Annotated in this window: 19 protein-coding genes; all 19 read left to right on the top strand. The window is 42.4% G+C overall.

All coding sequences use genetic code 11. The annotated features are described in order from the left end of the window. Nucleotides 1-7 precede the first annotated feature (7 nt). The 19 genes from tuf to MR764_RS19160 all read left to right on the top strand — a co-directional run bounded on the left by tuf (nt 8) and on the right by MR764_RS19160 (nt 23,883). Nucleotides 8-1,195, top strand: coding sequence for an elongation factor Tu (tuf, locus tag MR764_RS19070; protein WP_247981052.1), 1,188 nt, complete (start codon nt 8-10; stop codon nt 1,193-1,195). A 206-nt stretch (nt 1,196-1,401) separates the two neighbouring features. Further along, the gene (secE, locus tag MR764_RS19075; protein WP_247981053.1) at nt 1,402-1,593 is read left to right on the top strand and encodes a preprotein translocase subunit SecE; all 192 of its coding nucleotides are present in this window, start codon (nt 1,402-1,404) and stop codon (nt 1,591-1,593) included. Nucleotides 1,594-1,612: 19 nt separating this feature from the next. Next, complete coding sequence (gene nusG / locus MR764_RS19080; protein WP_119438675.1) at nt 1,613-2,161, top strand: transcription termination/antitermination protein NusG; 549 nt, start codon at nt 1,613-1,615, stop codon at nt 2,159-2,161. Between the two features lie 20 nt (nt 2,162-2,181). After that, a complete protein-coding gene (gene rplK / locus MR764_RS19085) occupies nt 2,182-2,619 on the top strand; it encodes a 50S ribosomal protein L11 (protein WP_247981054.1) in 438 nt (145 codons plus the stop codon). A 21-nt stretch (nt 2,620-2,640) separates the two neighbouring features. Next, nucleotides 2,641-3,336 (top strand): 50S ribosomal protein L1, encoded by a 696-nt coding sequence (gene rplA, locus MR764_RS19090; RefSeq protein ID WP_247981055.1) that lies wholly within the window; start codon nt 2,641-2,643, stop codon nt 3,334-3,336. Between the two features lie 11 nt (nt 3,337-3,347). Then, a complete protein-coding gene (gene rplJ, locus MR764_RS19095; RefSeq protein ID WP_247981056.1) occupies nt 3,348-3,866 on the top strand; it encodes a 50S ribosomal protein L10 in 519 nt (172 codons plus the stop codon). 32 nt (nt 3,867-3,898) lie between these two features. Further along, a complete protein-coding gene (rplL, locus tag MR764_RS19100; protein WP_247981057.1) occupies nt 3,899-4,276 on the top strand; it encodes a 50S ribosomal protein L7/L12 in 378 nt (125 codons plus the stop codon). A 107-nt stretch (nt 4,277-4,383) separates the two neighbouring features. Next, nucleotides 4,384-8,193: a DNA-directed RNA polymerase subunit beta gene (rpoB, locus tag MR764_RS19105; protein ID WP_247981058.1), complete on the top strand. Its 3,810-nt coding sequence runs from the start codon at nt 4,384-4,386 to the stop codon at nt 8,191-8,193. A gap of 41 nt (nt 8,194-8,234) precedes the next feature. Continuing rightward, nucleotides 8,235-12,494, top strand: a complete 4,260-nt coding sequence (gene rpoC, locus MR764_RS19110) for a DNA-directed RNA polymerase subunit beta' (RefSeq protein WP_247981059.1) — start codon at nt 8,235-8,237, stop codon at nt 12,492-12,494. Between the two features lie 11 nt (nt 12,495-12,505). Then, nucleotides 12,506-12,832 carry a DUF3467 domain-containing protein gene (locus MR764_RS19115; protein WP_247981060.1) on the top strand — a complete coding sequence of 109 codons (327 nt, stop codon included), beginning with the start codon at nt 12,506-12,508 and terminating at the stop codon, nt 12,830-12,832. Nucleotides 12,833-13,029: 197 nt separating this feature from the next. After that, nucleotides 13,030-13,455 (top strand): MarR family transcriptional regulator, encoded by a 426-nt coding sequence (locus MR764_RS19120; RefSeq protein ID WP_247981061.1) that lies wholly within the window; start codon nt 13,030-13,032, stop codon nt 13,453-13,455. A gap of 123 nt (nt 13,456-13,578) precedes the next feature. Then, on the top strand, nt 13,579-14,211 hold the full coding sequence (locus tag MR764_RS19125) for an NAD(P)H-dependent oxidoreductase (RefSeq protein WP_348773092.1): 633 nt from the start codon (nt 13,579-13,581) through the stop codon (nt 14,209-14,211). Between the two features lie 399 nt (nt 14,212-14,610). Beyond that, a complete protein-coding gene (locus MR764_RS19130; RefSeq protein ID WP_247981063.1) occupies nt 14,611-15,393 on the top strand; it encodes a hypothetical protein in 783 nt (260 codons plus the stop codon). Nucleotides 15,394-16,256: 863 nt separating this feature from the next. After that, on the top strand, nt 16,257-17,132 hold the full coding sequence (locus MR764_RS19135; protein WP_247981064.1) for an electron transfer flavoprotein subunit beta/FixA family protein: 876 nt from the start codon (nt 16,257-16,259) through the stop codon (nt 17,130-17,132). Nucleotides 17,133-17,156: 24 nt separating this feature from the next. Continuing rightward, the gene (locus MR764_RS19140; protein ID WP_247981065.1) at nt 17,157-18,176 is read left to right on the top strand and encodes an electron transfer flavoprotein subunit alpha/FixB family protein; all 1,020 of its coding nucleotides are present in this window, start codon (nt 17,157-17,159) and stop codon (nt 18,174-18,176) included. Between the two features lie 23 nt (nt 18,177-18,199). Beyond that, nucleotides 18,200-19,909: an acyl-CoA dehydrogenase family protein gene (locus MR764_RS19145; RefSeq protein ID WP_247981066.1), complete on the top strand. Its 1,710-nt coding sequence runs from the start codon at nt 18,200-18,202 to the stop codon at nt 19,907-19,909. 305 nt (nt 19,910-20,214) lie between these two features. Beyond that, nucleotides 20,215-20,781, top strand: coding sequence for an acetate uptake transporter (locus MR764_RS19150; RefSeq protein ID WP_247981067.1), 567 nt, complete (start codon nt 20,215-20,217; stop codon nt 20,779-20,781). Between the two features lie 827 nt (nt 20,782-21,608). Further along, entirely contained in the window at nt 21,609-22,631 is a 1,023-nt protein-coding gene (locus MR764_RS19155) for a hypothetical protein (protein WP_247981068.1), read from the top strand. A 214-nt stretch (nt 22,632-22,845) separates the two neighbouring features. Continuing rightward, nucleotides 22,846-23,883, top strand: a complete 1,038-nt coding sequence (locus tag MR764_RS19160; RefSeq protein WP_247981069.1) for a serine hydrolase domain-containing protein — start codon at nt 22,846-22,848, stop codon at nt 23,881-23,883. Nucleotides 23,884-24,037: the final 154 nt, after the last annotated feature.

The following is a 24,037-nucleotide window of genomic DNA, read 5'->3' on the forward strand; positions in this document are numbered from 1 at the left end:
TGCAATTATGGCTAAACAAACGTTTGTAAGGGATAAGGACCATGTTAACATTGGTACTATTGGCCACGTTGACCATGGTAAGACAACCCTGACTGCAGCTATTACTATGGTATTAGCTAAAAAAGGTTTATCTGAAGTTAAGGCTTTCGATCAAATCGACAACGCTCCTGAAGAAAAAGAAAGGGGTATTACTATTAACACTGCACACGTAGAATATCAGACAGAAAATCGTCACTATGCACACGTTGACTGTCCCGGTCACGCCGACTACGTTAAGAACATGGTAACTGGTGCTGCCCAGATGGACGGTGCTATTATTGTGGTTGCTGCAACTGACGGTCCTATGCCACAAACACGTGAGCACATTCTTCTTGCTCGTCAGGTAAACGTTCCTCGTTTGGTTGTATTCATGAACAAAGTGGATATGGTTGATGACGAAGAATTGTTAGAGCTTGTAGAAATGGAAATTCGCGAATTGCTTGATTTCTATGATTTCGATGGCGACAATACTCCTGTTATCAAAGGTTCTGCATTAGGTGCATTGAACGGTGAGCCACAATGGGAAGAAAAAATTATGGAACTGATGGATGCTTGCGATACTTGGATTCCGCTGCCTCCACGTGATATCGACAAACCATTCCTGATGCCGGTTGAAGACGTATTCTCGATCACTGGTCGTGGTACTGTAGCAACAGGTCGTATCGAAACTGGTGTTGTTCACACTGGTGACGAACTGCAGTTGATCGGTTTAGGAGCAGAAGGTCGTAAGACTGTATGTACTGGTGTTGAAATGTTCCGTAAGATTTTGGATGATGGTCAGGCTGGTGACAACGTAGGTTTGTTGTTGCGTGGTGTTGACAAAAAAGAAATCAAACGTGGACAGATTCTGGCAAAACCAGGTTCAATCACTCCTCACAAAAAATTCAAAGCTGAGGTTTACGTATTGAAAAAAGAAGAAGGTGGACGTCACACTCCATTCCATAACAAATATCGTCCGCAATTCTACCTGCGTACTTTGGACGTAACTGGTGAAATTCACCTGGAAGCTGGCCGCGAAATGGTTATGCCTGGTGATAACGTATCAATCGAAGTAGAATTGATCTACCCGGTAGCATTGAATATCGGTCTTCGTTTCGCAATCCGCGAAGGTGGTCGTACAGTAGGTGCTGGTCAGGTAACTGAAATTGTTGAATAATACAATTCAATAAAATATTAGTCCCGGGTTTCGGCCCGGGACTTTATAACGGAAGATCTCAGAAGGGAGTGGTTGATAACAGTAAGTTCGAGGCTTACCTTCCGTACAAACAATGACCTTAGAATGAAGCATGCATAAGACTTTCTTTCAACAGGAAAAGGAAGATTCGCAGGTTTCATTTGTTGCGTAGATAATAAAATTATCACATGAAATTAAAAATTTACTTGCAAGAGGCGTACGAAGAACTCGTACACAAAGTAACATGGCCTACTTGGAAAGAGCTACAAAGTAGCGCACTGGTAGTAATGATTGCTTCCTTTATAATATCATTAGTTATTTTCGTTATGGATCTGTCATTCAGAAACATAATGAATTTTATTTATGGATTATTTTATTAATCAAAACCTTTAAGTCGAGATGAGCGAAAATAGTAAAAAATGGTATGTTCTGCGTGCGATTGGAGGCAAGGAGAAGAAGGTAAAGGAATATATCGAAAACGAAATCGCAAATGGTGATTTAAAAGGTTTTGTTGATCAGGTTCTCATTCCAACGGAAAAAGTTTATCAGATCCGAAATGGTAAAAAAATCAGCAAGGAGCGAAATTTTTTTCCGGGGTATGTTTTAATCGAAGCTGCATTAGTGGGTGAAGTTGCACACACACTAAGGAATTTTCCTAACGTAATCGGGTTTTTAGGCGACACCAAAGGTGGAGATCCGGTACCGATGCGGCAAAGCGAGGTAAACAGGATTTTAGGTCGTGTGGACGAATTGGCGGAAACCGACGAAGAAATCAATATCCCATATGTGGTAGGAGAAACGGTCAAAGTAATCGATGGACCATTCAACGGCTTTAACGGAACCATTGAGGAAATCAATGAAGAGAAGAAAAAGCTGCAAGTGATGGTGAAGATTTTCGGACGTAAAACTCCTTTGGAGCTTAGCTTTATGCAAGTTGAAAAGGAATAGTAACGCTTTAATTTATTGTTATGGCGAAAGAAGTTGCTGCATTAATTAAATTACAAATCAAAGGTGGTGCTGCTAATCCATCACCACCGGTAGGACCAGCATTAGGCTCGAAGGGAGTGAACATTATGCAGTTCTGCAAACAGTTCAACGGAAGAACACAGGATCAACCTGGTAAAGTACTTCCGGTGATTATCACTGTTTTTGCAGACAAGTCGTTTGACTTCATAATTAAACAACCTCCGGTAGCGGTTCAGTTGTTGGAAGCTGCTAAAGTAAAAAGCGGTTCTTCAGAACCTCACGTTAAAAAAGTAGGTTCTGTGAACTGGGATCAGGTAAAACAAATAGCCGAAGTTAAAATGGCTGACCTGAACTGCTTTACAGTGGAATCGGCAATGAAAATGGTAGCTGGAACTGCCAGAAGTATGGGAATTACCGTTAAAGGTACTTCACCATTCTAATAACTATTAATATCTTTTACGATGGGCAGAATTACGAAAAATAAAAAAGCTTCTTTGGAAAAACTTGAGAAAGGTAAAGTATACTCAATTGATGAAGCTGCACAACTGGTGAAAGAAATTACTTTTACTAAGTTCGATGCATCTGTTGATATTGATGTACGCCTGGGAGTTGATCCAAGAAAAGCTAACCAGATGGTTAGAGGCGTAGTTTCGTTACCCCATGGAACAGGAAAAGAAGTACGTGTTTTGGCATTGGTAACTCCTGATAAAGAACAGGAAGCTAAAGATGCCGGAGCTGACTATGTAGGTCTCGACGACTATGTTGAGAAGATAAAAGGCGGATGGACTGATGTTGATGTAATTATCACTATGCCTCCGGTTATGGGAAAAGTTGGGGCGTTGGGTCGTATTCTCGGTCCTCGCGGTTTAATGCCGAACCCTAAAAGCGGAACCGTAACCATGGAAGTAGGTAAGGCCATCTCTGAAGTTAAGCAAGGTAAAATTGATTTTAAAGTTGATAAATTCGGTATCGTTCACACATCTATCGGTAAAGTATCTTTTACTCCCGAAAAGATTAAAGAAAATGCCGTTGAGTTTATCAATACCATCAACAAACTGAAGCCAACAGCTGCAAAAGGAACCTACATTAAGAGTATCTATTTATCCAGTACCATGAGCCCTGGTATTCAGGTAGAATCTAAGTCGTTAGCAGAATAAAAATTGGAATTATGAAGAGTTCAGACAAACAAGTTATTATTAATAATTTACAAGAACAGATAGATTCATACGACCATTTTTATCTGACCGACATTAGTGGATTGAACGCTGCGGATACCAGTGATTTAAGGAGACTATGTTTTAAACAAGATGTAAAACTGGTTGTTGTTAAGAATACTCTACTACGTAAGGCTCTTGAGAGTTCATCAAAGAACGCTGAAGAGATTTACGATGCTCTTAAAGGGAATACATCAGTAATGTTTACCACTACAGGTAACGTTCCAGCAAAACTGATCAAAGAATTCAGCAAAACGAAAAAGAAGCCTGTTTTAAAGGCAGCGTTTGTTGAAGAGTCAGTTTATATGGGAGCTGAACAACTCGATGCATTGGTAGCCGTTAAATCTAAAAACGAGCTTATCGCAGACGTTGTGGCCCTTTTACAATCACCGATCAAAACAGTTGTGGGTCAGCTGCAGTCAGGTGGTACTATTATTCATGGTGTTCTTGAAACACTGAAAGAGAAAAAATAATTTTTTACGAAATAATTTAAAAAGTAATAAAAATGGCAGATTTAAAACAGCTTGCAGAAGAGTTGGTAAACTTGACTGTTAAAGAGGTTAACGAATTAGCTGGCATCCTTAAAGATGAATATGGTATTGAACCAGCTGCTGCTGCAGTTGCAGTCGCAGGACCAGCCGTTGGCGGTGGCGAAGAAGCTGCTGCTGAACAAACTGAATTTGACGTGATTTTGAAAGCCGCAGGTGCTTCTAAACTTGCAGTTGTAAAACTCGTTAAAGAATTAACTGGTCTTGGCTTGAAAGAAGCAAAAGAAGTAGTTGATGGTGCACCAAAAGCTCTGAAAGAAAAAGTTTCTAAAGAAGAAGCTGAAGCGCTGAAAGCTCAGTTGGAAGAAGCCGGAGCAGAAGTAGAATTGAAATAACGCATTGCTACCTATTTTCATAGGTAATATGGTTTAGAACCCTTCGCAAGTAGGGTTCTAAACCTTTTTGTGTATTTATATTTTATATCATTAACCTGTATAAATACATGACAGTAAATACAACACAAGAGAGGATTAATTTTTCCTCAACACAAACCAGGTTTGATTACCCTGACTTCTTAGAAGTACAAGTTAAATCGTTTAAAGATTTTTTTCAGTTAAGAACCACACCCGATAACCGGAAAAGCGAAGGCTTGTTCCAGGTTTTTGAGGAAAACTTCCCGATTTCGGATACACGAAACAATTTTGTTCTCGAGTTTCTGGACTATCAGGTAGATCCTCCTCGTTACAGTATTGAAGAATGTATCGAACGTGGGTTAACTTTTAGTGTACCATTAAAGGCAAAGTTGAAACTTTTCTGTACCGACCCGGAACATGAAGATTTCGATACGGTCGTACAAGACGTTTACCTGGGTACTGTTCCGTATATGACAGATAAGGGAACCTTTATCATAAACGGAGCAGAAAGGGTTATCGTTTCTCAGTTGCACCGTTCGCCCGGAGTATTCTTCGGACAGAGCATGCACGCCAATGGTACGAAACTTTATTCAGCACGTATTATCCCGTTTAAAGGCTCGTGGATCGAATTTGCCACCGACATCAACAGTGTGATGTTTGCCTACATCGACAGGAAGAAGAAGTTACCTGTTACTACTCTTTTACGTGCCATCGGTTTCGAAAGCGACAAGGATATCCTTGAAATATTCGATCTTGCTGATGAGATAAAAGTTTCAAAAACAGGATTAAAAAAATTAGTGGGTCGTAAACTTGCTGCCCGTGTGTTGAAATCGTGGGTTGAAGATTTCGTTGATGAAGATACAGGTGAAGTGGTATCTATTGAACGTAATGAGGTCATCATCGACCGTGAAACGGAAATCGAAGAAGACCACATTGATGAAATCCTGGATTCTGGGGTGAAAACCATTCTTCTGCACAAAGAAGATCAGAATCAGCAGGATTTTGCCATTATTTACAATACCCTTCAGAAAGACCCGTGTAACTCGGAAAAAGAAGCCGTTTTACACATTTATCGTCAGTTGCGTAACGCAGAGCCGCCGGATGAAGCGACTGCACGCGATGTAATTGACAAATTGTTCTTCTCTGACAAACGTTATGACCTCGGAGAAGTTGGTCGTTACAGGATCAACAAAAAATTGGGTCTTGATGTCGACATGGAGAACCGGGTGCTTACCAAAGAGGATATCATTGAGATTATCAAGAACCTCATTCAGTTGGTAAACTCGAAAACCGATGTCGACGATATCGACCACTTGAGCAACCGTAGGGTACGTACTGTAGGCGAGCAAATGTACAACCAGTTTGGTGTAGGTTTGGCCCGTATGGCCCGTACCATTCGCGAACGTATGAACGTACGCGACAACGAAGTGTTTACACCGATCGATCTGATCAACTCAAAAACACTTTCGTCGGTGATCAACTCATTCTTTGGAACCAATGCCCTGTCACAGTTCATGGATCAGACCAACCCGTTGGCCGAAATGACACACAAACGTCGTATGTCGGCTTTAGGTCCTGGTGGTCTTTCACGTGAGAGAGCCGGTTTCGAGGTTCGTGACGTTCACTACACTCACTATGGTCGCCTATGTCCGATTGAAACACCTGAAGGACCAAACATCGGTTTGATTTCTTCTTTGTGTGTATTCGCAAAAATCAACGACCTTGGTTTCATTTCAACTCCTTATCGTAAAGTTGAAAACGGAAAAGTAGACCTTTCTCCCGAAGGCGCAGTTTATTTAACGGCTGAAGAGGAAGAAGGAAAAATCATCGCACAGGCGAATGCTCCGATCGACGAAGAAGGACACTTCATTAACGATCGCGTAAAAGCCCGTTTGGATGGTGACTATCCGGTAGTTGAAAGAGAAAAAGTGGAGTTAATGGATGTTGGTCCTAACCAGATCGCTTCCGTTGCTGCCTCGTTGATTTCTTTCCTTGAGCACGACGATGCCAACCGTGCATTGATGGGATCGAACATGATGCGTCAGGCCGTGCCGCTGCTTCGACCCGAAGCACCAATTGTGGGTACCGGTCTGGAAGCAAGAGCTGCCGCCGACTCTAATATTATGGTGAAAGCCGAGTTCGACGGTGTAATCGAATTTGTAGATGCTAAACAAATTATAGTACGTTACGACATTTCAGAAGACGACCGCTTTGTAAGCTTCGATCCTGAGGTGGTGACCTATAATTTAATGAAATATACCAAAACCAACCAGGGAACCACAGTTGACCTGAAACCCATTGTTGAAAAAGGCCAGCGTATTAAACAAGGCCAGATTTTGACAGAAGGTTACGCAACTGAAAACGGAGAACTGGCCTTGGGACGGAACCTGATGGTGGCATTTATGCCCTGGCAGGGATACAACTACGAGGATGCGATTGTGATTTCAGAAAGAATCGTTCGCGAAGACGTATTCACTTCTGTTCACGTTGATGAATACAGCCTCGAAGTTCGTGATACCAAACGTGGTGTGGAGGAATTTACTTCCGATATTCCAAACGTTAGCGAGGAAGCAACCCGCAACCTCGACGAGAATGGTTTAATTCGTATCGGAGCTAATGTAAGACCTGGAGATATTCTGATCGGAAAAATTACTCCGAAAGGGGAATCTGATCCTTCTCCGGAAGAAAAACTGCTGCGTGCGATTTTTGGTGACAAAGCCGGCGATGTAAAAGACGCTTCATTAAAAGCTTCTCCATCATTAACAGGAGTTGTTATCGACAAAAAACTGTTCTCTCGTGTTACTAAAGATAAAAAAGGTAAAGCGACCAAAACATTGCTCGATCAGATCGACGAAAAACTGGAGCGCGACATTGCAGCTTTGAGAGCTAAACTCGAAGACAAGCTTTTTACTTTGGTTAGCGGAAAAACATCGCAGGGTGTTAAAGATTACTATGGAACAGAAGTGGTTGCCAAAGGGGTGAAATTCACCTTGAAGCAACTTCAGGAAATCGATTATATGGCTGTTAATCCTTCAAAATGGACAACAGACAAAGATAAAAATGATCTTATTTTCCGTGTAATCAACAACTTCATCATGAAGTGTAAAGAAGCCGAAGCGGTTTCACGTCGTGAAAGATACAATGTTACCATTGGAGATGAACTACCGGCTGGTATCATCCAATTGGCGAAGATTTACGTAGCGAAAAAACGTAAACTTCAGATTGGGGATAAAATGGCAGGTCGTCACGGTAACAAAGGTATCGTATCGCGTGTTGTTCGCCGGGAAGATATGCCGTTCCTGAAAGACGGTACACCGGTTGACATCGTGTTGAACCCGCTGGGTGTACCTTCGAGGATGAACCTTGGACAGATTTACGAAACAGTTCTCGGATGGGCCGGAAAAGAATTGGGATTAAAATTTGCCACTCCTATTTTTGATGGTGCAAGCCTTGAGGAAATTAGTGAATATACCGATAAAGCAGGTGTTCCACGTTATGGTGAAACCGTTCTTACCAATGGCGAGACCGGAGAACCTTTCGACCAACCTGCAACCGTTGGGGTTATTTACATGATGAAACTGGGCCACATGGTAGAAGACAAAATGCATGCCCGTTCAATCGGTCCGTACTCGCTTATTACGCAGCAACCTTTGGGTGGTAAAGCTCAGTTTGGTGGTCAGCGTTTTGGTGAGATGGAGGTTTGGGCACTCGAAGCATTTGGCGCTTCTCATATCCTTCAGGAGATTCTGACTGTTAAGTCTGACGACGTAATGGGTAGGGCAAAAGCATACGAAACCATTGTAAAAGGTGAACCGATGCCACAACCCGGAATACCGGAGTCGTTGAACGTACTGCTACACGAATTGCGTGGTCTTGGACTTAGCGTTCGCATGGAGTAGGATATTTTAAAGGTTCAGTTTAATTGAAGTTAATTTGAATTATGGCATTCAGAAAAGATAATAAAGCAAAAACGAGTTTTTCAAAAGTTTCGATCAGTTTGGCCTCTCCCGAAGAAATTCTGGAGAGATCATACGGCGAAGTTTTGAAACCGGAAACCATTAACTACAGAACATACAAACCTGAAAGAGACGGTTTATTCTGCGAGCGTATCTTCGGACCTGTAAAAGACTACGAATGTCACTGTGGTAAGTACAAACGTATCCGTTATAAAGGAATCGTTTGCGACCGTTGTGGTGTTGAAGTAACAGAAAAGAAAGTTCGCCGCGAAAGAATGGGACACATCTCTTTGGTGGTTCCTGTAGCGCATATTTGGTATTTCCGCTCGTTACCAAACAAAATTGGTTACCTGCTTGGCTTGCCAACCAAAAAACTGGATACGATCATTTACTACGAACGTTATGTAGTGATCAATGCCGGTATTAAAAGGCAGGATGGCGTGAAGGAACTCGATTTTCTTACCGAGGAAGAGTACCTGGATATTCTGGACACTCTGCCAAAAGAAAACCAGTTCCTGGATGACGACGATCCAAACAAGTTTGTTGCGAAAATGGGAGCGGAAGCGCTTTACGACATTTTGGCAAAACTCGAATTGGACGATTTGTCGTACGACCTGAGACACAAAGCCAATACCGAGACATCGCAACAGCGTAAAAACGAAGCGCTGAAAAGATTGCAGGTGGTTGAAGCTTTCCGCGCCAGCAAAAACCTGAACCGTCCGGAATGGATGATCGTTCGCGTAGTTCCGGTTATTCCTCCGGATTTGCGTCCGTTAGTGCCGCTGGATGGTGGGCGTTTTGCAACATCCGACTTAAATGACTTGTATCGTCGTGTAATCATTCGTAACAACCGTTTGAAACGATTGATCGAGATCAAAGCTCCTGAAGTAATCTTACGTAACGAAAAACGTATGTTGCAGGAAGCTGTTGACTCGTTGTTCGACAACTCAAGAAAAGTAAATGCTGTTAAAACTGAAAATAACCGTGCGCTAAAATCGCTTTCGGACAGTTTGAAAGGTAAACAGGGACGTTTCCGTCAGAACCTTCTGGGTAAACGTGTTGACTATTCGGCACGTTCGGTAATCGTTGTTGGTCCTAAACTGCAGATCCACGAATGTGGTCTTCCGAAAGACATGGCAGCGGAACTTTACAAACCTTTTGTGATTCGTAAGTTGATCGAAAGAGGTATTGTAAAAACAGTAAAATCAGCGAAAAAAATAGTTGACCGTAAAGATCCGGTTGTTTGGGAAATCCTTGAAAATGTATTGAAAGGACACCCGGTAATGCTAAACAGGGCGCCCACGCTGCACCGTCTTTCAATCCAGGCTTTCCAGCCGGTTTTGATCGAAGGTAAAGCAATTCAGTTGCACCCGCTGGTATGTACCGGTTTTAACGCCGACTTCGACGGTGACCAGATGGCTGTTCACCTTCCGTTAGGTAACGCCGCTATTCTGGAGGCACAGTTGCTGATGCTTGCATCGCACAACTTGTTGAACCCGGCGAACGGTGCTCCTATCCAGGTTCCTTCTCAGGACATGGTATTGGGGCTGTATTACATGACCAAGCCGCGTAAAGGTGGAAGAGGTGAAGGTATGACATTCTATTCGGCAGAAGAAGTAATGATCGCCTATAACGAAAAATCCATCGATTTGCACGCCATCATCAAAGTAAAAGTAGAAGATGTGGATGAGAACGGTGAGTTCTTTAAGCACATCATCGAAACCACTGTTGGTCGTGTGATTTTCAACGAAGTGGTTCCTCGCGAAGCAGGTTACGTAAACCAGCTTCTGACCAAAAAATCGCTGAGAACCATTATTACCGATGTGTTCAACACAAGTGGTAATGCGGTTACCGTTAAATTTCTGGATGATATCAAGCACCTTGGATATACAATGGCTTACCGTGGCGGTTTGTCGTTCAACCTGGGCGATGTTATCATTCCTGAAGATAAAGAAGTAATCGTTAGCGAAGGTTACCAGGAGGTAGAAGAGGTAATCAGCAACTATAACATGGGTTTCATTACCAATAACGAACGTTACAACCAGGTTATTGATATTTGGACACATGCCAACGCCAAACTGACTCAGTCGGTAATGAAAACTTTAAGTACCGACCGTCAGGGATTCAATTCAATCTACATGATGCTAGACTCGGGGGCTCGTGGTTCGAAAGAACAGATTCGCCAGTTATGCGGAATGAGGGGATTGATGGCAAAACCACAAAAATCTGGTTCTACCGGTTCTCAAATTATCGAAAACCCGATTCTTGCCAATTTTAAAGAAGGACTGTCGGTACTGGAGTACTTTATCTCTACCCACGGTGCTCGTAAAGGATTGGCCGATACCGCGCTTAAAACAGCTGACGCAGGTTATCTGACTCGTCGTTTGGTTGACGTGGCGCAGGATGTGATCATCTCTGAAGACGACTGTGGTACACTGCGTGGTCTGGTGGCTGCCGATGTGAAGAGCAACGAGGAAGTAGTGGCTTCACTGTTCGAAAGAATCATTGGTAGAACAACGGTTCACGATATTTATCACCCGTTAAACGGTAACCTGATCATAAAATCGGGCGACGAGATCACCGATGATATCGCTAAAATAATCGAAGATTCTCCGATTGAAACCGTTGAAATTCGTTCGGTATTAACCTGTGAATCAAAAATAGGTGTTTGTGCCAAATGTTATGGCCGCAACCTGGCAACCGGCTTGAAAGTGCAAAAAGGCGAGGCCGTTGGTGTTATCGCAGCACAGTCGATCGGTGAGCCCGGTACACAGCTTACACTGCGTACTTTCCACGTAGGGGGTATCGCGGGTAACATTTCGGCTCAGTCAACCATCGAATCAAAATACGACGGTTACTGTGAAATTGAAGAACTTCGTGCGGTACAATATAAAACGGAAGATGGTAAAGAGATGGATATTGTGGTAAGCCGACTGGCTGAACTCAAAATCATCGACAAGAATACCAATATTCCATTGTCTACACACCCGATACCTTACGGTGCAAAACTTTATGTGAAAAACGGTCAGGAGATCCGTAAAGGTACCCTGATTTGTGAATGGGACCCATTCAACGGTGTTATCATCACAGAGTTTGAAGGTAAAGTTGAATTTGATAACCTGATTGATGGTATTACTTTCCGCGAAGAATCGGATGAACAGACCGGTTATAGTGAAAGAGTAATCATCGAAACTAAGGACAAAACAAAGAACCCGTCTCTGAAAATTATGGACGATTCGGGCGAAATGATTCGTTCTTATAACCTTCCGGTAGGAGGTCACATCTCAGTATCTGCAGGACAGCAGGTAAAAGCTGGTACCATCCTGGTGAAAATTCCTCGTGCTGCCGGTAAAGCAGGCGACATCACCGGTGGTCTTCCGCGTGTTACTGAATTGTTCGAAGCCCGTAACCCCTCTAACCCGGCAGTTGTTTCCGAGGTTGATGGTGAAGTTTCATTGGGTAAGATCAAAAGAGGTAACCGTGAGATTGTTGTTACAGCAAAGAATGGCGATGTGAAGAAATACCTGGTGCCGCTGTCAAAACAGATTCTGGTACAGGAAAACGACTATATCCGTGCAGGTATCCCATTGTCTGACGGTGCTACAACTCCTTCTGATATTCTGGCCATCAAAGGTCCGACTGCAGTTCAGGAGTATATCTTGAATGAGGTTCAGGATGTGTACCGTATGCAGGGGGTAAAAATTAACGATAAACACTTTGAAGTTATCATCCGTCAGATGATGCGTAAGGTAGAAATCGTTGATCCGGGTGATACTCGTTTCCTTGAAAAACAAGTGGTTGACAAAAACGAATTCTCTTCAGAAAACGACTGGATCTACAGCAAGAAAGTTGTAGTTGATCCGGGAGACGCTGAAGGCATGAAAGCTGGTCAAATCATTTCTGCCCGACGTTTGAGGGATGAAAACTCTCAGTTGAGAAGAAAAGATAAAAAACTGGTTGAAGCAAGAGAAGCAATTCCTGCAACCTCAAGCCAGATTCTTCAGGGTATTACCAGGGCTGCACTTCAAACACGCAGCTGGTTGTCAGCCGCATCGTTCCAGGAAACTACAAAAGTACTGAACGAAGCAGCGATCAACGGAAAGGTAGATTACCTCGACGGATTGAAGGAGAACGTAATTTGTGGTCACCTGATTCCGGCAGGAACCGGTTTGAAAGAATACAAAAACCTGGTAGTTGGTTCGAAAGACGAATACGACAGGTTGGTTGACATGAGACATTCATAACATTTTGAATTATGGAAGACAACAAGCAAAAGTCACAACAAATTAATATCGAGTTGAGTGAAGAAGTAGCTCAGGGGACGTATTCGAACCTGGCAGTTATCACACATTCCAGTTCTGAGTTTGTGGTGGATTTTGTCCGGATAATGCCGGGGATTCCTAAAGCGAATGTAAAGTCAAGAGTAATTCTTACTCCGGAACACGCCAAGCGTTTGTTAATGGCACTTCAGGATAATATTGCAAAATATGAAGCCATGCACGGGCCAATTAAAAACGTAAAACCGGGTTCTGACCCCATGATGCCACCAATGAATTTTGGTGGTCCTACTGCACAAGCGTAACAAAAAGCTTACACTAAATAGAAAGAGGAATCAGAAATGGTTCCTCTTTTATTTTTCGCTTTTTCTGAAAGGTCGCCTCCCGCAGACTCCCGCTATCACCTTGTTTTGTTCTATGAATGTTAAATGTTGATTGATTATTTGTGTTTTTGAAAATAAAATTGTGCACAATATAATGGTGTGCTATATTTGTGCCGCAGATGGATGAAAAGTTACAATTAAAGAGTCAGGTTTGCTTTCCGATATATTCATTATCGAGGAAAATAATTAACAGTTACAGGCCTTTTTTAGAGGAACTGGACATAACTTATCCGCAGTACCTGGTTTTGATGGTGCTATGGGAAAATGAGTTGCAAACTGTTAATCAGATCGGAGAGAAACTAAATCTGGACAGCGGAACACTAACTCCCTTGTTAAAGCGTCTGGAGGCGAAGACACTGATTTGCCGTTCCAGAAGACGCTCTGACGAAAGAGTCGTTGAAATTACTTTGACCGACAATGGAAAGGCTTTAAAGGAAAAAGCTGCATATGTGCCGGAAAAAGTGATGGAAGCGATCGGAATAACAAGGGAAGATATGGAGGACCTGAAACGAATCGTCACAAAGGTATTGAACAGATCTAAATAGTCTGAGAAACTGAAGTACGTTGTAATTGTCGTTTGCCGACATCTTTAAAATTGATCAATAAAGCAATCCATTCCGGACTTATCAGACAAAGTATTGATTTTATTATAATTGAGGAAACAGAAAATGTTATTGGAAAATTTGAATTGGCGTTACGCCACTAAAAAGTATGACCCCACAAAAAAAGTAGCAGCAGAAGATGTGGAAAAAATTGTGGAAGCTGCCCGTTTGGCACCTACTTCATCGGGACTTCAGCAGTTCAGAGTGATCGTTATTTCGAACCAGGAATTGAAAAACAAGATTGTGCCGATAGCCTGGGGGCAGCAAATTGTTGCCGATTGTTCGCATATCCTTGTTTTTGCAGCATGGGATCGCTACACCGAAGAAAGAATAGATCAGATTTACAATTACACCACGGATGTGCGTGGTTTACCAAGAGGCCGTTTCGATTCTTACACAAGCAAATTGAAGAGCTTGTATTTGCCTCAAACCGCAGAAGAAAACTTTATTCATACGGCCCGGCAAGCCTACATCGGCTTTAGTTTGGCCATTACGCAGGCCGCTGAATTAAAAATAGACAGCACGCCGATGGAAGGTTTTAGCAACGACGAGCTGGATGATTTACTGGGTTTAAAAGAAAAGGGATTACGAAGTGTAACAATGCTTCCTATTGGTTACCGCGATTCGGAAGGTGACTGGCTGGAAGGAATGAAAAAAGTGAGAAACCCAAAGACAGAATTTGTTCTGGAATATGCATAATCACGAATAAAACAAATAAGAAGGCTTTCACGGTTGTGGAGGCCTTTTTGCTGTGAAAGTTACTTTGGTCGAAGCAAAAAAGTTCACGCAGAGACCACTAAGTTTTCGCAAAGCACGCAAAACAGATTCTATACCTTTGCGATTTTGCGCTTCTTCTTTTCTTAACGTGAAAAAGCATCCTTTCATTCCTGTTGGTGATTCCTGATAATCATGAATGTTTTATGCTGGCCATTAGGCTCTGTGATGCGGGGTCGCCAATGAGCGATTTTTCCAAAACAGGCTGTAGAAGATGAAGCAAAACTTCGTCAGGTAATAAAAATTTGTTAGTTTGGTAGCGTCTTCCGGAAGCGATAACGAATCTGTTATTTGCTCGTCCGGCAATCTATTAAACAAATAAAAATGAAATATCTAATTCTTTTGGCAGTCCTGGTAACAGGCATTTCGGCAAGCGCTCAGCAAGCTTATAAATATGTAATAATTCCCACCTATTTCAGAGATTTTGGAGATGAGCTAAATCCCTTTGGTATTAGTTCAACCATTCAGGCTGAATTGGATAAACATTCCATTAAAGGCGTTTTTGAATACGTTGAGATTCCCGATGACTATTGTGAAACACTGACTGTTAATGTGGAAAAGAAATCCAATGTATTGAAAAATAAACTCAAAATAGAATTAAGGGATTGTATGAACCAGGTGATTTGGGAAAACGAGGGAACCGGACGTTCAAAAGAATATCGTGCTGGTTTTGGTGAGGCGGTTGTCGACGCACTAAAGGATCTGAATCAACTTCCTGAAAACAAAACAAAAAATGTGACGCCTCAAAAGGAACCGGTTAGGGCAAATATTACTACCGTAACAGAGTCAGAAAAACAGACGGTGGAAGAAGGCCAAAACTATAAGCCTCAAAATGGGTATTACAACAGTACCTATTTGGTTGATCTTATTGACGCCGCTAACAACAAAAAGGAATTGCTGATCCTGAACGGAGAAACATTGGGGTATAAAAAACAACAGACTATCGCAACTTTGACGCCCTCTGGTTTGGACGGAGTATTTACCGTAAGCTGGATGAAGTCGGACGGGAGTACCATTACCGGAATTGCCCGCCTAACCGGAGACAAATTGGAGGTGTCGCTCAACAACGACGGAAAGGAAGAAGTGATCGAGCTTCGGAAATTATAAAATCGCTCAGCGGAATAGCAAACAAAAAATTTTACGACGAACATCAGGAATCAAGCACGGTAATTGATTGATTCCTGAAAAAAGGAAAAGCCGGTTTTTAAAAACCGGCTTTTCAGCTTAATTTGGTTAGATTTTGCTTGAAAAAACCTAAGCCCGAATATACAAATTTATTCAGTATACAACAATCTCGGTAACATAATAGTATGCTTAAGGTATTTAATTGTAGTACTCTAGCTGCCGTTTTAAAACAAAGTATGTCATACTGTGTTGTGGAATTTCTGTCTCCTGTAATTGCCAGAAAAGCATTAAAGTACTAACGATTTCAAATTGTCTTTTTCGGATCAATCCTAAATTAAAATTGTTATAAATAAAGTACTGGTAAAACGGAATTGATTTTTGGAATAAAACGGGAGATTGTTCCGAACCGTTGGCATGCAAGCCTTTTAGCGGCTCATTTTTCGAAGAATTTTTAGATCCGGGCTGATTCGTTTTTTTCGGGTCTCAAATTACGATCTGCCGGGCTTTCCCTGCTTGATTTCTTTGGGTCGAATCTTTATATTTGCCTCTCTTCATGCTTTGAAAGAAAGAATTTGAAGGGAGTTTACCTCGGTTTCGGGGTGAACGAAATAAGAGAATCGAACCTAAATTGGGCTGCATGAATGAGTACCAAAAATTTCTGAACCAATACCCTTTTGCACACACTCAAATTCAATGGCTACCCGCCCGGGTGGATTCCAATTTCAGCAACAATAGTAAAATTTTATAGATGAAACGAGCATGTAACTTACGGATTTTGAACCGGGGATGATTGACGAATATGCACGTTTCGTCTTACACAATGGAAAATAAACAACTTTAATAAGATGAAAGCTTACAACATTATTGTTTTGGCCAAGCAGGTTCCTGATACCAGGAATGTGGGCAAAGATGCAATGAAAGCTGACGGGACGATCAACAGGGCGGTCTTGCCGGCAATTTTTAATCCGGAGGACTTAAATGCCCTGGAACAGGCCCTTCGCATCAAAGATAAATTTCCGGGTAGCACCGTGAAGATTTTAACCATGGGCCCAGGTAGGGCTGCCGATATCATCCGTGAAGGTCTTTTCAGGGGTGCTGACGGTGGTATCCTGTTAACCGACCGTGCATTTGCCGGTTCTGATACACTGGCAACTTCCTATGCACTGGGACAAGCCCTGAAAAAAATGGGTAACATCGACATCATTATTGCCGGACGTCAGGCAATCGATGGTGATACTGCACAGGTAGGACCGCAGGTGGCTGAAAAACTCGGAATGCTTCAGATTACTTATGTGGAAGAAGTAATCGAGTTGAAAAGCAAGAAAATTACCGTCAAACGCAGGCTGGAAAACGGTGTTGAAACCGTTCGTTGTCCGCTGCCGCTGGTAATGACTGTTAACGGAACAGCTCCCGACTGTCGTGCACGTAATGCTAAACGTATTATGCGTTACAAACATGCAAAAACGGTTACCGAACTGCAGAAAGAGAACGAAGATTATACACACATGTACAACGATCGTCCGGATCTTAATATTCCGGAATGGACGGTGAACGATATTGAAACAGATCCTTCACAGTTAGGATTGAATGGTTCTCCTACAAAGGTAAAAACCGTTGAGAATGTGGTGTTGCACGCCAAGGATTCGAAAGTGATTTCGGCGTTGGATGCAGAGATTGAAGCAATGATGATCGAACTGATCGAAAGTCATACAATTGGATAACGGACCCCTTAAAATCAGAATACTATGAATAACGTATTTGTATATTGCGAGATAGAAGACGGCCATGTTGCTGAAGTAAGTCAGGAACTGCTGACCAAAGGAAGGTCGTTAGCCGATGAACTGAATTGTAAGCTGGAGGCCATTGCCATCGGCTCTCAGTTGGACGAAATAGGGAAACAGATCATCCCTTACGGTGTAGATACACTTTATATTGCCGACGACAAGCGTTTGAGCCCTTTTCAGACTTTGCCACACACATCTATCGTGGTAAACCTGTTTAAAGAAGAAAAACCGCAGATTGCGCTGATGGGAGCATCTTCGATTGGCCGCGATTTGGGCCCTCGCGTTTCTTCGGCGCTTCACAGCGGATTGACTGCCGACTGTACCAGTTTGGTAATCGGCGATCATTTCGATAAAAAACAAGACAAGAATTACGAAAACCTCTTGTACCAGATCCGTCCGGCTTTTGGCGGAAACATCATTGCAACCATTATCAATCCCGACTGTCGCCCGCAGATGGCAACTGTTCGCGAGGGGGTAATGAAAAAAGAGATTCGCGATCCGAAATACAAGGGAAAAGAAGTAAAACTCGATGTGGCAAAATATGTGAGTGATACTGATTTTGTAGTTGAGATCATTGACCGTCAGGTAGAAAAAAGCAAGTTGAATATCAAAGGTGCGCCGATTGTTGTAGCAGGTGGTTACGGAATGGGTTCGAAAGAGAATTTCAACCTGTTGTATGAACTGGCTGATGTACTGGGAGGTGAAGTGGGCGCTTCGCGTGCTGCGGTGGATGCCGGTTACACAGCACACGAACGGCAGATCGGACAAACCGGAGTTACCGTTCGTCCGAAACTGTACATTGCCTGCGGAATTTCAGGACAGATTCAGCACCGCGCCGGAATGGAAGAATCGGCTCAGATCATCGCGATCAACACCGATCCGGAAGCTCCGATCAACGCCATTGCTGACTATGTAATTAACGGTGACGTGGCCGAGGTGATTCCTAAAATGATCAAGTATTACAAAAAGAACACCAAGTAATTCACACTTTAAATTCCGGAAAAATGGCTAATTATTATATTGACAACAGCGAATTAAAATTTCATTTAACCCACCCTTTGATGGAAAAGATCGTTCGGCTAAAAGAACGTGAATATTCCTTCAAAAAGGAGTTTGATTTTGCACCGATGGATTACGAGGATGCCATCGACAATTACGACCGCGTACTGGAAGTAGTTGGTGAAATCTGTGGAAACATTGTGGCTGAAAATGCGGAAAGCATCGATGCCGAAGGTCCTCAGGTAGTTGACGGGCACGTAATTTATGCCCGCGGAACCCAGGAAAACATCAATGCATTAAACCAGGCGGGTTTAATGGGGATGTCACTGCCTTACAAATACGACGGGCTGAACTTTCCGATTGTTCCTTACATTATGGCAGCCGACATTGTGTCGCGTGCCGATGCAGGTTTTGTAAACATCTGGGGCTTGCAGGACTGTGCCGAAACCATCAACGAATTTGCTTCGGAAGAACAAAAAGAAAAATACCTGCCACGTGTTTCGAATGGTGATACCATGGCAATGGACCTGACCGAACCGGATGCCGGTTCCGACTTGCAGGCCGTTCAGTTAAAAGCTACCTGGGACGAGGCTAAACAAACCTGGTTGTTAAACGGTGTAAAACGTTTTATCACCAACGGCGATGGCGACATCTCTTTGGTACTGGCGCGTTCTGAACCGGGAACAAAAGACGGCCGCGGTCTGTCGATGTTTATTTACGACAAACAGAACGGTGGAGTAACCGTTCGTCGTATCGAGCATAAAATGGGTATCATCGGATCACCCACCTGTGAACTGGTATTCAAAAATGCTCCGGGCGAATTGGTTGGTTCACGTAAAATGGGGCTGATCAAATACGTAATGGCCCTTATGAACGGTGCCCGTCTGGGAATCGCTGCACAATCGGTAGGAGTGAGTGAAGCTGCTTACCGCGAAGCGCTGGCTTATGCTAAGGAAAGAATGCAGTTTGGAAAAGCAATTATCCGTTTCCCCGCTGTTTACGAAATGCTTTCGCTGATGAAAGCCAAACTCGATGCATCGCGTACTTTGTTGTACGAAACTGCCCGTTTTGTGGACATGTACAAAACCTACATGCACATTTCGGAAGAGCGTTCGCTGGAAAAAGAAGAACGCGAAGAAATGAAAAAATACCAGCGTTTGGCTGATATCTATACTCCACTTGTAAAAGGTATGTCGAGCGAATACAGCAACCAGCTGGCTTACGATGCCGTTCAGATTCACGGTGGTTCAGGATTTATGAAAGACTACCCCGTTGAACGTATTTACCGCGATGCCCGTATTACTTCCATTTACGAAGGAACCACCCAGTTGCAGGTGGTGGCCGCCATCCGCGGTGTAACTACCGGCGCTTACCTGGCTCAGATTCGTGAATACGAAGCCGAGCGCGTATCGCCCAAACTGGAGTACCTGAAACGTTCGCTGATTATTTTAACCGACGATTACGAACGCGCCGTGAAAAAAGTAATGGCAGCCGACGATACCGAGTTTGTCGATTTCCATGCCCGCCGTTTGGTGGAAATGGCCGGTCATATTATCATGAGCTACCTGCTGTTGCTGGATAGTAACCGCGACGAGAGCTTCCTGAAATCGGCTCAGAACTACCTGAACTTTGCCAAAGGCCAGGTAAAAGCACATGCCGAGTTTATCCGCTCTTCAGAATTGGCTGATCTGGGTAATTACAAGTTCGAGATTTAAAACGAAAGCTGTAAGCTTTTAGCTACAAGCTTCAAGAGATACGGGAGTCACTCATTTATGGGTGGCTCTTTTTTATGGATTGATGGACTGAAGGATTGAGGGGGAGGAGGCTTAAATGCTTAAATGCGTGAATGCTTTAATAAGCTTCGGAAGCGGATCAAAACTTAACGATGAGTTATTTCCGGGTTTACCCTAAAGGTCAGTAACGCCCTGTTTTTGGGGGTGAACTTTATTTTTAGAGCCCCGGATTTCGGAAACTTATTCTGCTATTTTTGCGGCCAAATTAATACAGGAAAAAATCAGAAATGAACAATGCAAAAATGGGGAACCCTGCAGTGGTAGGGCTGGCTGGGTTTGGTTTAACAACACTTTTACTACAGTTTCATAATTTAGAGGTGATGGGTTTGGGACCCGTTGTCGCCATGGGATTTATATTCGGTGGATTGGCCCAGTTTATCGCCGGGTTGATGGAGCAGAAAACCGGTAATAACTTTGGATTTGCCGTATTTACCGCTTACGGAGCATTCTGGATCGGCCTGGGAAGCATCTGGATTTTGAGCCATTTGGGTATTTATACCGCTTCGGGAACCGACGTTGGGTTTTACCTGGTGGCGTGGACCCTGCTGACAGCCATTTTCTGGGTTGGATCGCTGTTCATCCATACGGCCATGGTATTAACCTTTTCCACCTTGCTGGCGGGCTTTATCTTTTTAGACCTGGGGCACTTTGGCTTTCCCGTGTTTAACAAGGTAGCAGCTGTTACCTTAATTATTTGTGCCTTGCTCGCCTGGTATATGATGGCCACCATTATTCTCAACGAATTGGCAGGAAGGGAATTGCTGAAATCAGGTAAAGCCTGGATTCGGAAGTAATTCTGAGGCTTTGTAAAAAAGATGCACAAAAAGTGACACCTACCTGTTTGACTACCCAGGAAAAGTCAAAACATGAAAAAGGAACGCTGATAGCACTGACTTTTTACCGTTAAACGCGAATAAAACAGCGTGAATCAGTAAAATCAGTGTTGTCAGCGTTCTGTTATTTTGGAGGGTAAGAAAAGCTGATGAGCGTTGCGTCCGTTACCCCCTCCGTTATTCCAAAAATTTTCCCCGATCGCTTACCCACCAACAGCACTTACTTCGGAGCCTGCCTAAGTCGCCTCTAAGCCTACTGCGAGCGGTAAAAAGGCGACACCAGTCGGTATTTTGCCTACTGCAGTCACCTCCGAGGTAACTCCGGTCAGTAAAAAGCCTACTGCAGTCACCTCCGAAGTAACTCGAGTCGCCTTTTTGCCTACTGCAGTCGCCTCTGAAGTAACTTGGGTCACCCTTTTGCCTACTGCAGTCGCCTCTGAAGCCCGGCGAGTATGTTTTGAAGTGGGGAGGGGTACTTCCGAGGTACCCCTCCCCACCTCTGAAGTACCCCCTAAAGCCTGAAAACTACTCCATAACATATTTTTAGAGGTAACTTTAACCCTATTTATGTTTACTTTTATTCCGCTAGTTACCAAAACTAAATATCTATAGCCTTGAATACGCGATTACACAAAAGAACTACACATGCGGCACCTGATAGTTGTTATAAATGCAATCGACACTAAGAATATAAATGCAATGATGTATTTGCACATACGTTGTGTTTAATTTTAAATGAAAGCAACCTTAACTATAAAAAAACAATCATTAAAGGAAACCCAATAATCATGAAGACATTAAAAATTTTGCTTTTCGCTTTCATAATAGCATTGACAAGTTGTATTAAAATATTCAACAATGATGATTATGATTTTACTTACGAGACAATTGTAACTGAATTGCCTGTGAACCTAGAAAATATTAACTCTTCCTTTGATGATTACAATTCAGATTTACCTTATCCAGCATTCAGACATGGAATTTATTTTTCGACAAATAGAAATAGTTCAGGAAACAATTTTGATATTATCTATAAAAGCATGGATATTTCTTATCATTCAAAAGATGACATATTAAATATTTCATATGTTAGCGATGCTAATAGTTATAATAAATATGCAAGCAAGGTTCTGGAAACAATAAATACAGACTCTGATGAATATGGACCATTTTATCATTTTGGAGATGAAGCTTATGAATACTTTTTCTACGCAAATAACGAATCAGGAAATTTTGATATAAAGTATGCATCTTCAAAGAAACTTGATTTTGGAACATACAATGCACAGGAGATAATAAATGCTCCAGAATCTTTTGAATCCATCAACTCAGAGTATGACGATTATTATCCTTGCATATTTAATGATAATAAAAGTCTTGTGTTCTGCAGTAATAGGGAAATGGAAGTATTTAATATTTATGAAACAGCATTTGTTGAAAACGAGATTAATCCTAATTATCAAGATGCCACCGACCATGAAATTGCAAGAAATGCTATTTTGTCAAGTGACAAAAATGATAAATGCCCATTTGTAGTAGGGAACATAATGGTCTTCACATCTGACAGAGAAGGAGGTTATGGTGGATTTGATTTATATTTCTCACAGTATTTGGATGGGAAATGGTCTCAGCCACAAAATTTAGGTGATAAAATAAATTCAGAATATGACGAATATCGTCCGATTATTGTTCCATTTGGTGAATTTGATGATACAATATTGATTTTTTCATCGAACAGACCAGGAGGGAAAGGAGGTTTCGACTTGTATGCCGTAAGAGCAAAGACCTTTCCGAAACCTGATTATTATTAAGCATTCTAATCCTAAAAAAATGAAAACTAAAAAACTAAACACAACAAATTGCATATGTCAGGCGGGGGTTTCAGCGGTCTGACAAGTCAGACCTTACGCCCACTTTCCTGCGGGTCTGACAGGATTTCTTTTCGAAATCCCGCCCCCCGGCAACTTGCAAGTGACTGTTATGTCCGATTTGGCAAACTGCATCGCACTAAAATGGAAGGCTATTATGAAAAAGAAACAGGTTAAACGTATACTTAGAATCGCATTTATTATTGCCAGCATAAGTTCGTTGTACTTCGTACCATGGATTTTGGTAAGAGCCTGGATTATGCCACTGCCTGATACGGTGCAAGAACAACTCGACGAAGCATTAAATTATGGATTTGACGGAATGGTGGTTTATGTGGACGATGCAGGGAAGCCACCCGAGTTTTATGCCGCAGGCTGGCATGACCGAAAAAAGAAAATACCTGCCTACCCGCAGGCATTATTTAAAATTGCGAGTATTACCAAGTTGTATATCGCTGTTGCTACCACAAAATTAGTTAAAGAAGGGCGTTTGTCGCTGGATAAAACACTTGCCGAATACTTTCCGGAACTTGCCGAAAGAATTGAATATTCTGACAAAATAACGTTGAGAATGATGGTGCGGCATCGGAGTGGCATTCCAAATTTTGTTGACCATCCTGATTATTGGACAAAACCTCCAAAAAACAGACAAGAAACGCTGGAGTACGCCCTGGATTTACCTGCCGACTTTGAACCCGGTGAAGATTACGGTTATTCAAATACCAATTACATGTTGATTGAGGACCTCATTGATAAAACATTGGGCTATCCCCATCAACAATATATCAGGGAGAGAATATTGATTCCACTTGGGCTGAAACATACCTTTGGTTCGCTGAATGAAGTAAACATGGACGAGGTAATGAGTGGCTATTATGCTGGCCTTGAAACCGATTTCAAGTACGAAAATACCGGTTTAATGCTGGCTGTCGCAGAAGACGTGGGCCAGTTCTTGCGGGCCTTAAACAATGGTTCGGTTTTTAATGAAGGTGAACAGGAAATTTATTCTTCGATTTACGTTTTCGAACATACAGGGCTACTGCCCGGCTACCAGAGCATTGCAAAATACCACAAGGAGATGGACATGGTTGTTATTCAATTTAATAACACCACTGATTTTAATGGATATGAATGGAATTTAGCGGAAATCATGTATAGCCGAATTGTCAGAATATTAAAGAAAAAAAGCGCATAACAAAGAACTGCCCTTTTTATAAGTGTAAAATGTCTCGTCCTGAAATAGCGTTACACAAAAAGTAGCGTTATGAAAGAAATCAATCATTCACAGTACGTTAAGCGTACACAGAAGGACTATTCGATGTCCTTTAAATTGCAAGTTGTCACTGAGA

Source organism: Maribellus sp. YY47, from assembly GCF_023111095.1.
Classification (GTDB): domain Bacteria; phylum Bacteroidota; class Bacteroidia; order Bacteroidales; family Prolixibacteraceae; genus Draconibacterium.

What these genes read in the sequence shown, in the direction of transcription:
- MR764_RS19130 (WP_247981063.1), top strand. Translation starts at nt 14,611, where the DNA reads ATGAAATATCTAATTCTTTTGGCAGTCCTGGTAACAGGCATTTCGGCA.
- MR764_RS19125 (WP_348773092.1), top strand. Translation starts at nt 13,579, where the DNA reads ATGTTATTGGAAAATTTGAATTGGCGTTACGCCACTAAAAAGTATGAC.
- MR764_RS19150 (WP_247981067.1), top strand. Translation starts at nt 20,215, where the DNA reads ATGAACAATGCAAAAATGGGGAACCCTGCAGTGGTAGGGCTGGCTGGG.
- tuf (WP_247981052.1), top strand. Translation starts at nt 8, where the DNA reads ATGGCTAAACAAACGTTTGTAAGGGATAAGGACCATGTTAACATTGGT.
- rplL (WP_247981057.1), top strand. Translation starts at nt 3,899, where the DNA reads ATGGCAGATTTAAAACAGCTTGCAGAAGAGTTGGTAAACTTGACTGTT.
- nusG (WP_119438675.1), top strand. Translation starts at nt 1,613, where the DNA reads ATGAGCGAAAATAGTAAAAAATGGTATGTTCTGCGTGCGATTGGAGGC.
- MR764_RS19120 (WP_247981061.1), top strand. Translation starts at nt 13,030, where the DNA reads ATGGATGAAAAGTTACAATTAAAGAGTCAGGTTTGCTTTCCGATATAT.
- MR764_RS19140 (WP_247981065.1), top strand. Translation starts at nt 17,157, where the DNA reads ATGAATAACGTATTTGTATATTGCGAGATAGAAGACGGCCATGTTGCT.
- rpoB (WP_247981058.1), top strand. Translation starts at nt 4,384, where the DNA reads ATGACAGTAAATACAACACAAGAGAGGATTAATTTTTCCTCAACACAA.
- rplK (WP_247981054.1), top strand. Translation starts at nt 2,182, where the DNA reads ATGGCGAAAGAAGTTGCTGCATTAATTAAATTACAAATCAAAGGTGGT.
- secE (WP_247981053.1), top strand. Translation starts at nt 1,402, where the DNA reads ATGAAATTAAAAATTTACTTGCAAGAGGCGTACGAAGAACTCGTACAC.
- rplJ (WP_247981056.1), top strand. Translation starts at nt 3,348, where the DNA reads ATGAAGAGTTCAGACAAACAAGTTATTATTAATAATTTACAAGAACAG.
- MR764_RS19160 (WP_247981069.1), top strand. Translation starts at nt 22,846, where the DNA reads ATGAAAAAGAAACAGGTTAAACGTATACTTAGAATCGCATTTATTATT.
- rplA (WP_247981055.1), top strand. Translation starts at nt 2,641, where the DNA reads ATGGGCAGAATTACGAAAAATAAAAAAGCTTCTTTGGAAAAACTTGAG.
- MR764_RS19155 (WP_247981068.1), top strand. Translation starts at nt 21,609, where the DNA reads ATGAAGACATTAAAAATTTTGCTTTTCGCTTTCATAATAGCATTGACA.
- MR764_RS19115 (WP_247981060.1), top strand. Translation starts at nt 12,506, where the DNA reads ATGGAAGACAACAAGCAAAAGTCACAACAAATTAATATCGAGTTGAGT.
- MR764_RS19135 (WP_247981064.1), top strand. Translation starts at nt 16,257, where the DNA reads ATGAAAGCTTACAACATTATTGTTTTGGCCAAGCAGGTTCCTGATACC.
- MR764_RS19145 (WP_247981066.1), top strand. Translation starts at nt 18,200, where the DNA reads ATGGCTAATTATTATATTGACAACAGCGAATTAAAATTTCATTTAACC.
- rpoC (WP_247981059.1), top strand. Translation starts at nt 8,235, where the DNA reads ATGGCATTCAGAAAAGATAATAAAGCAAAAACGAGTTTTTCAAAAGTT.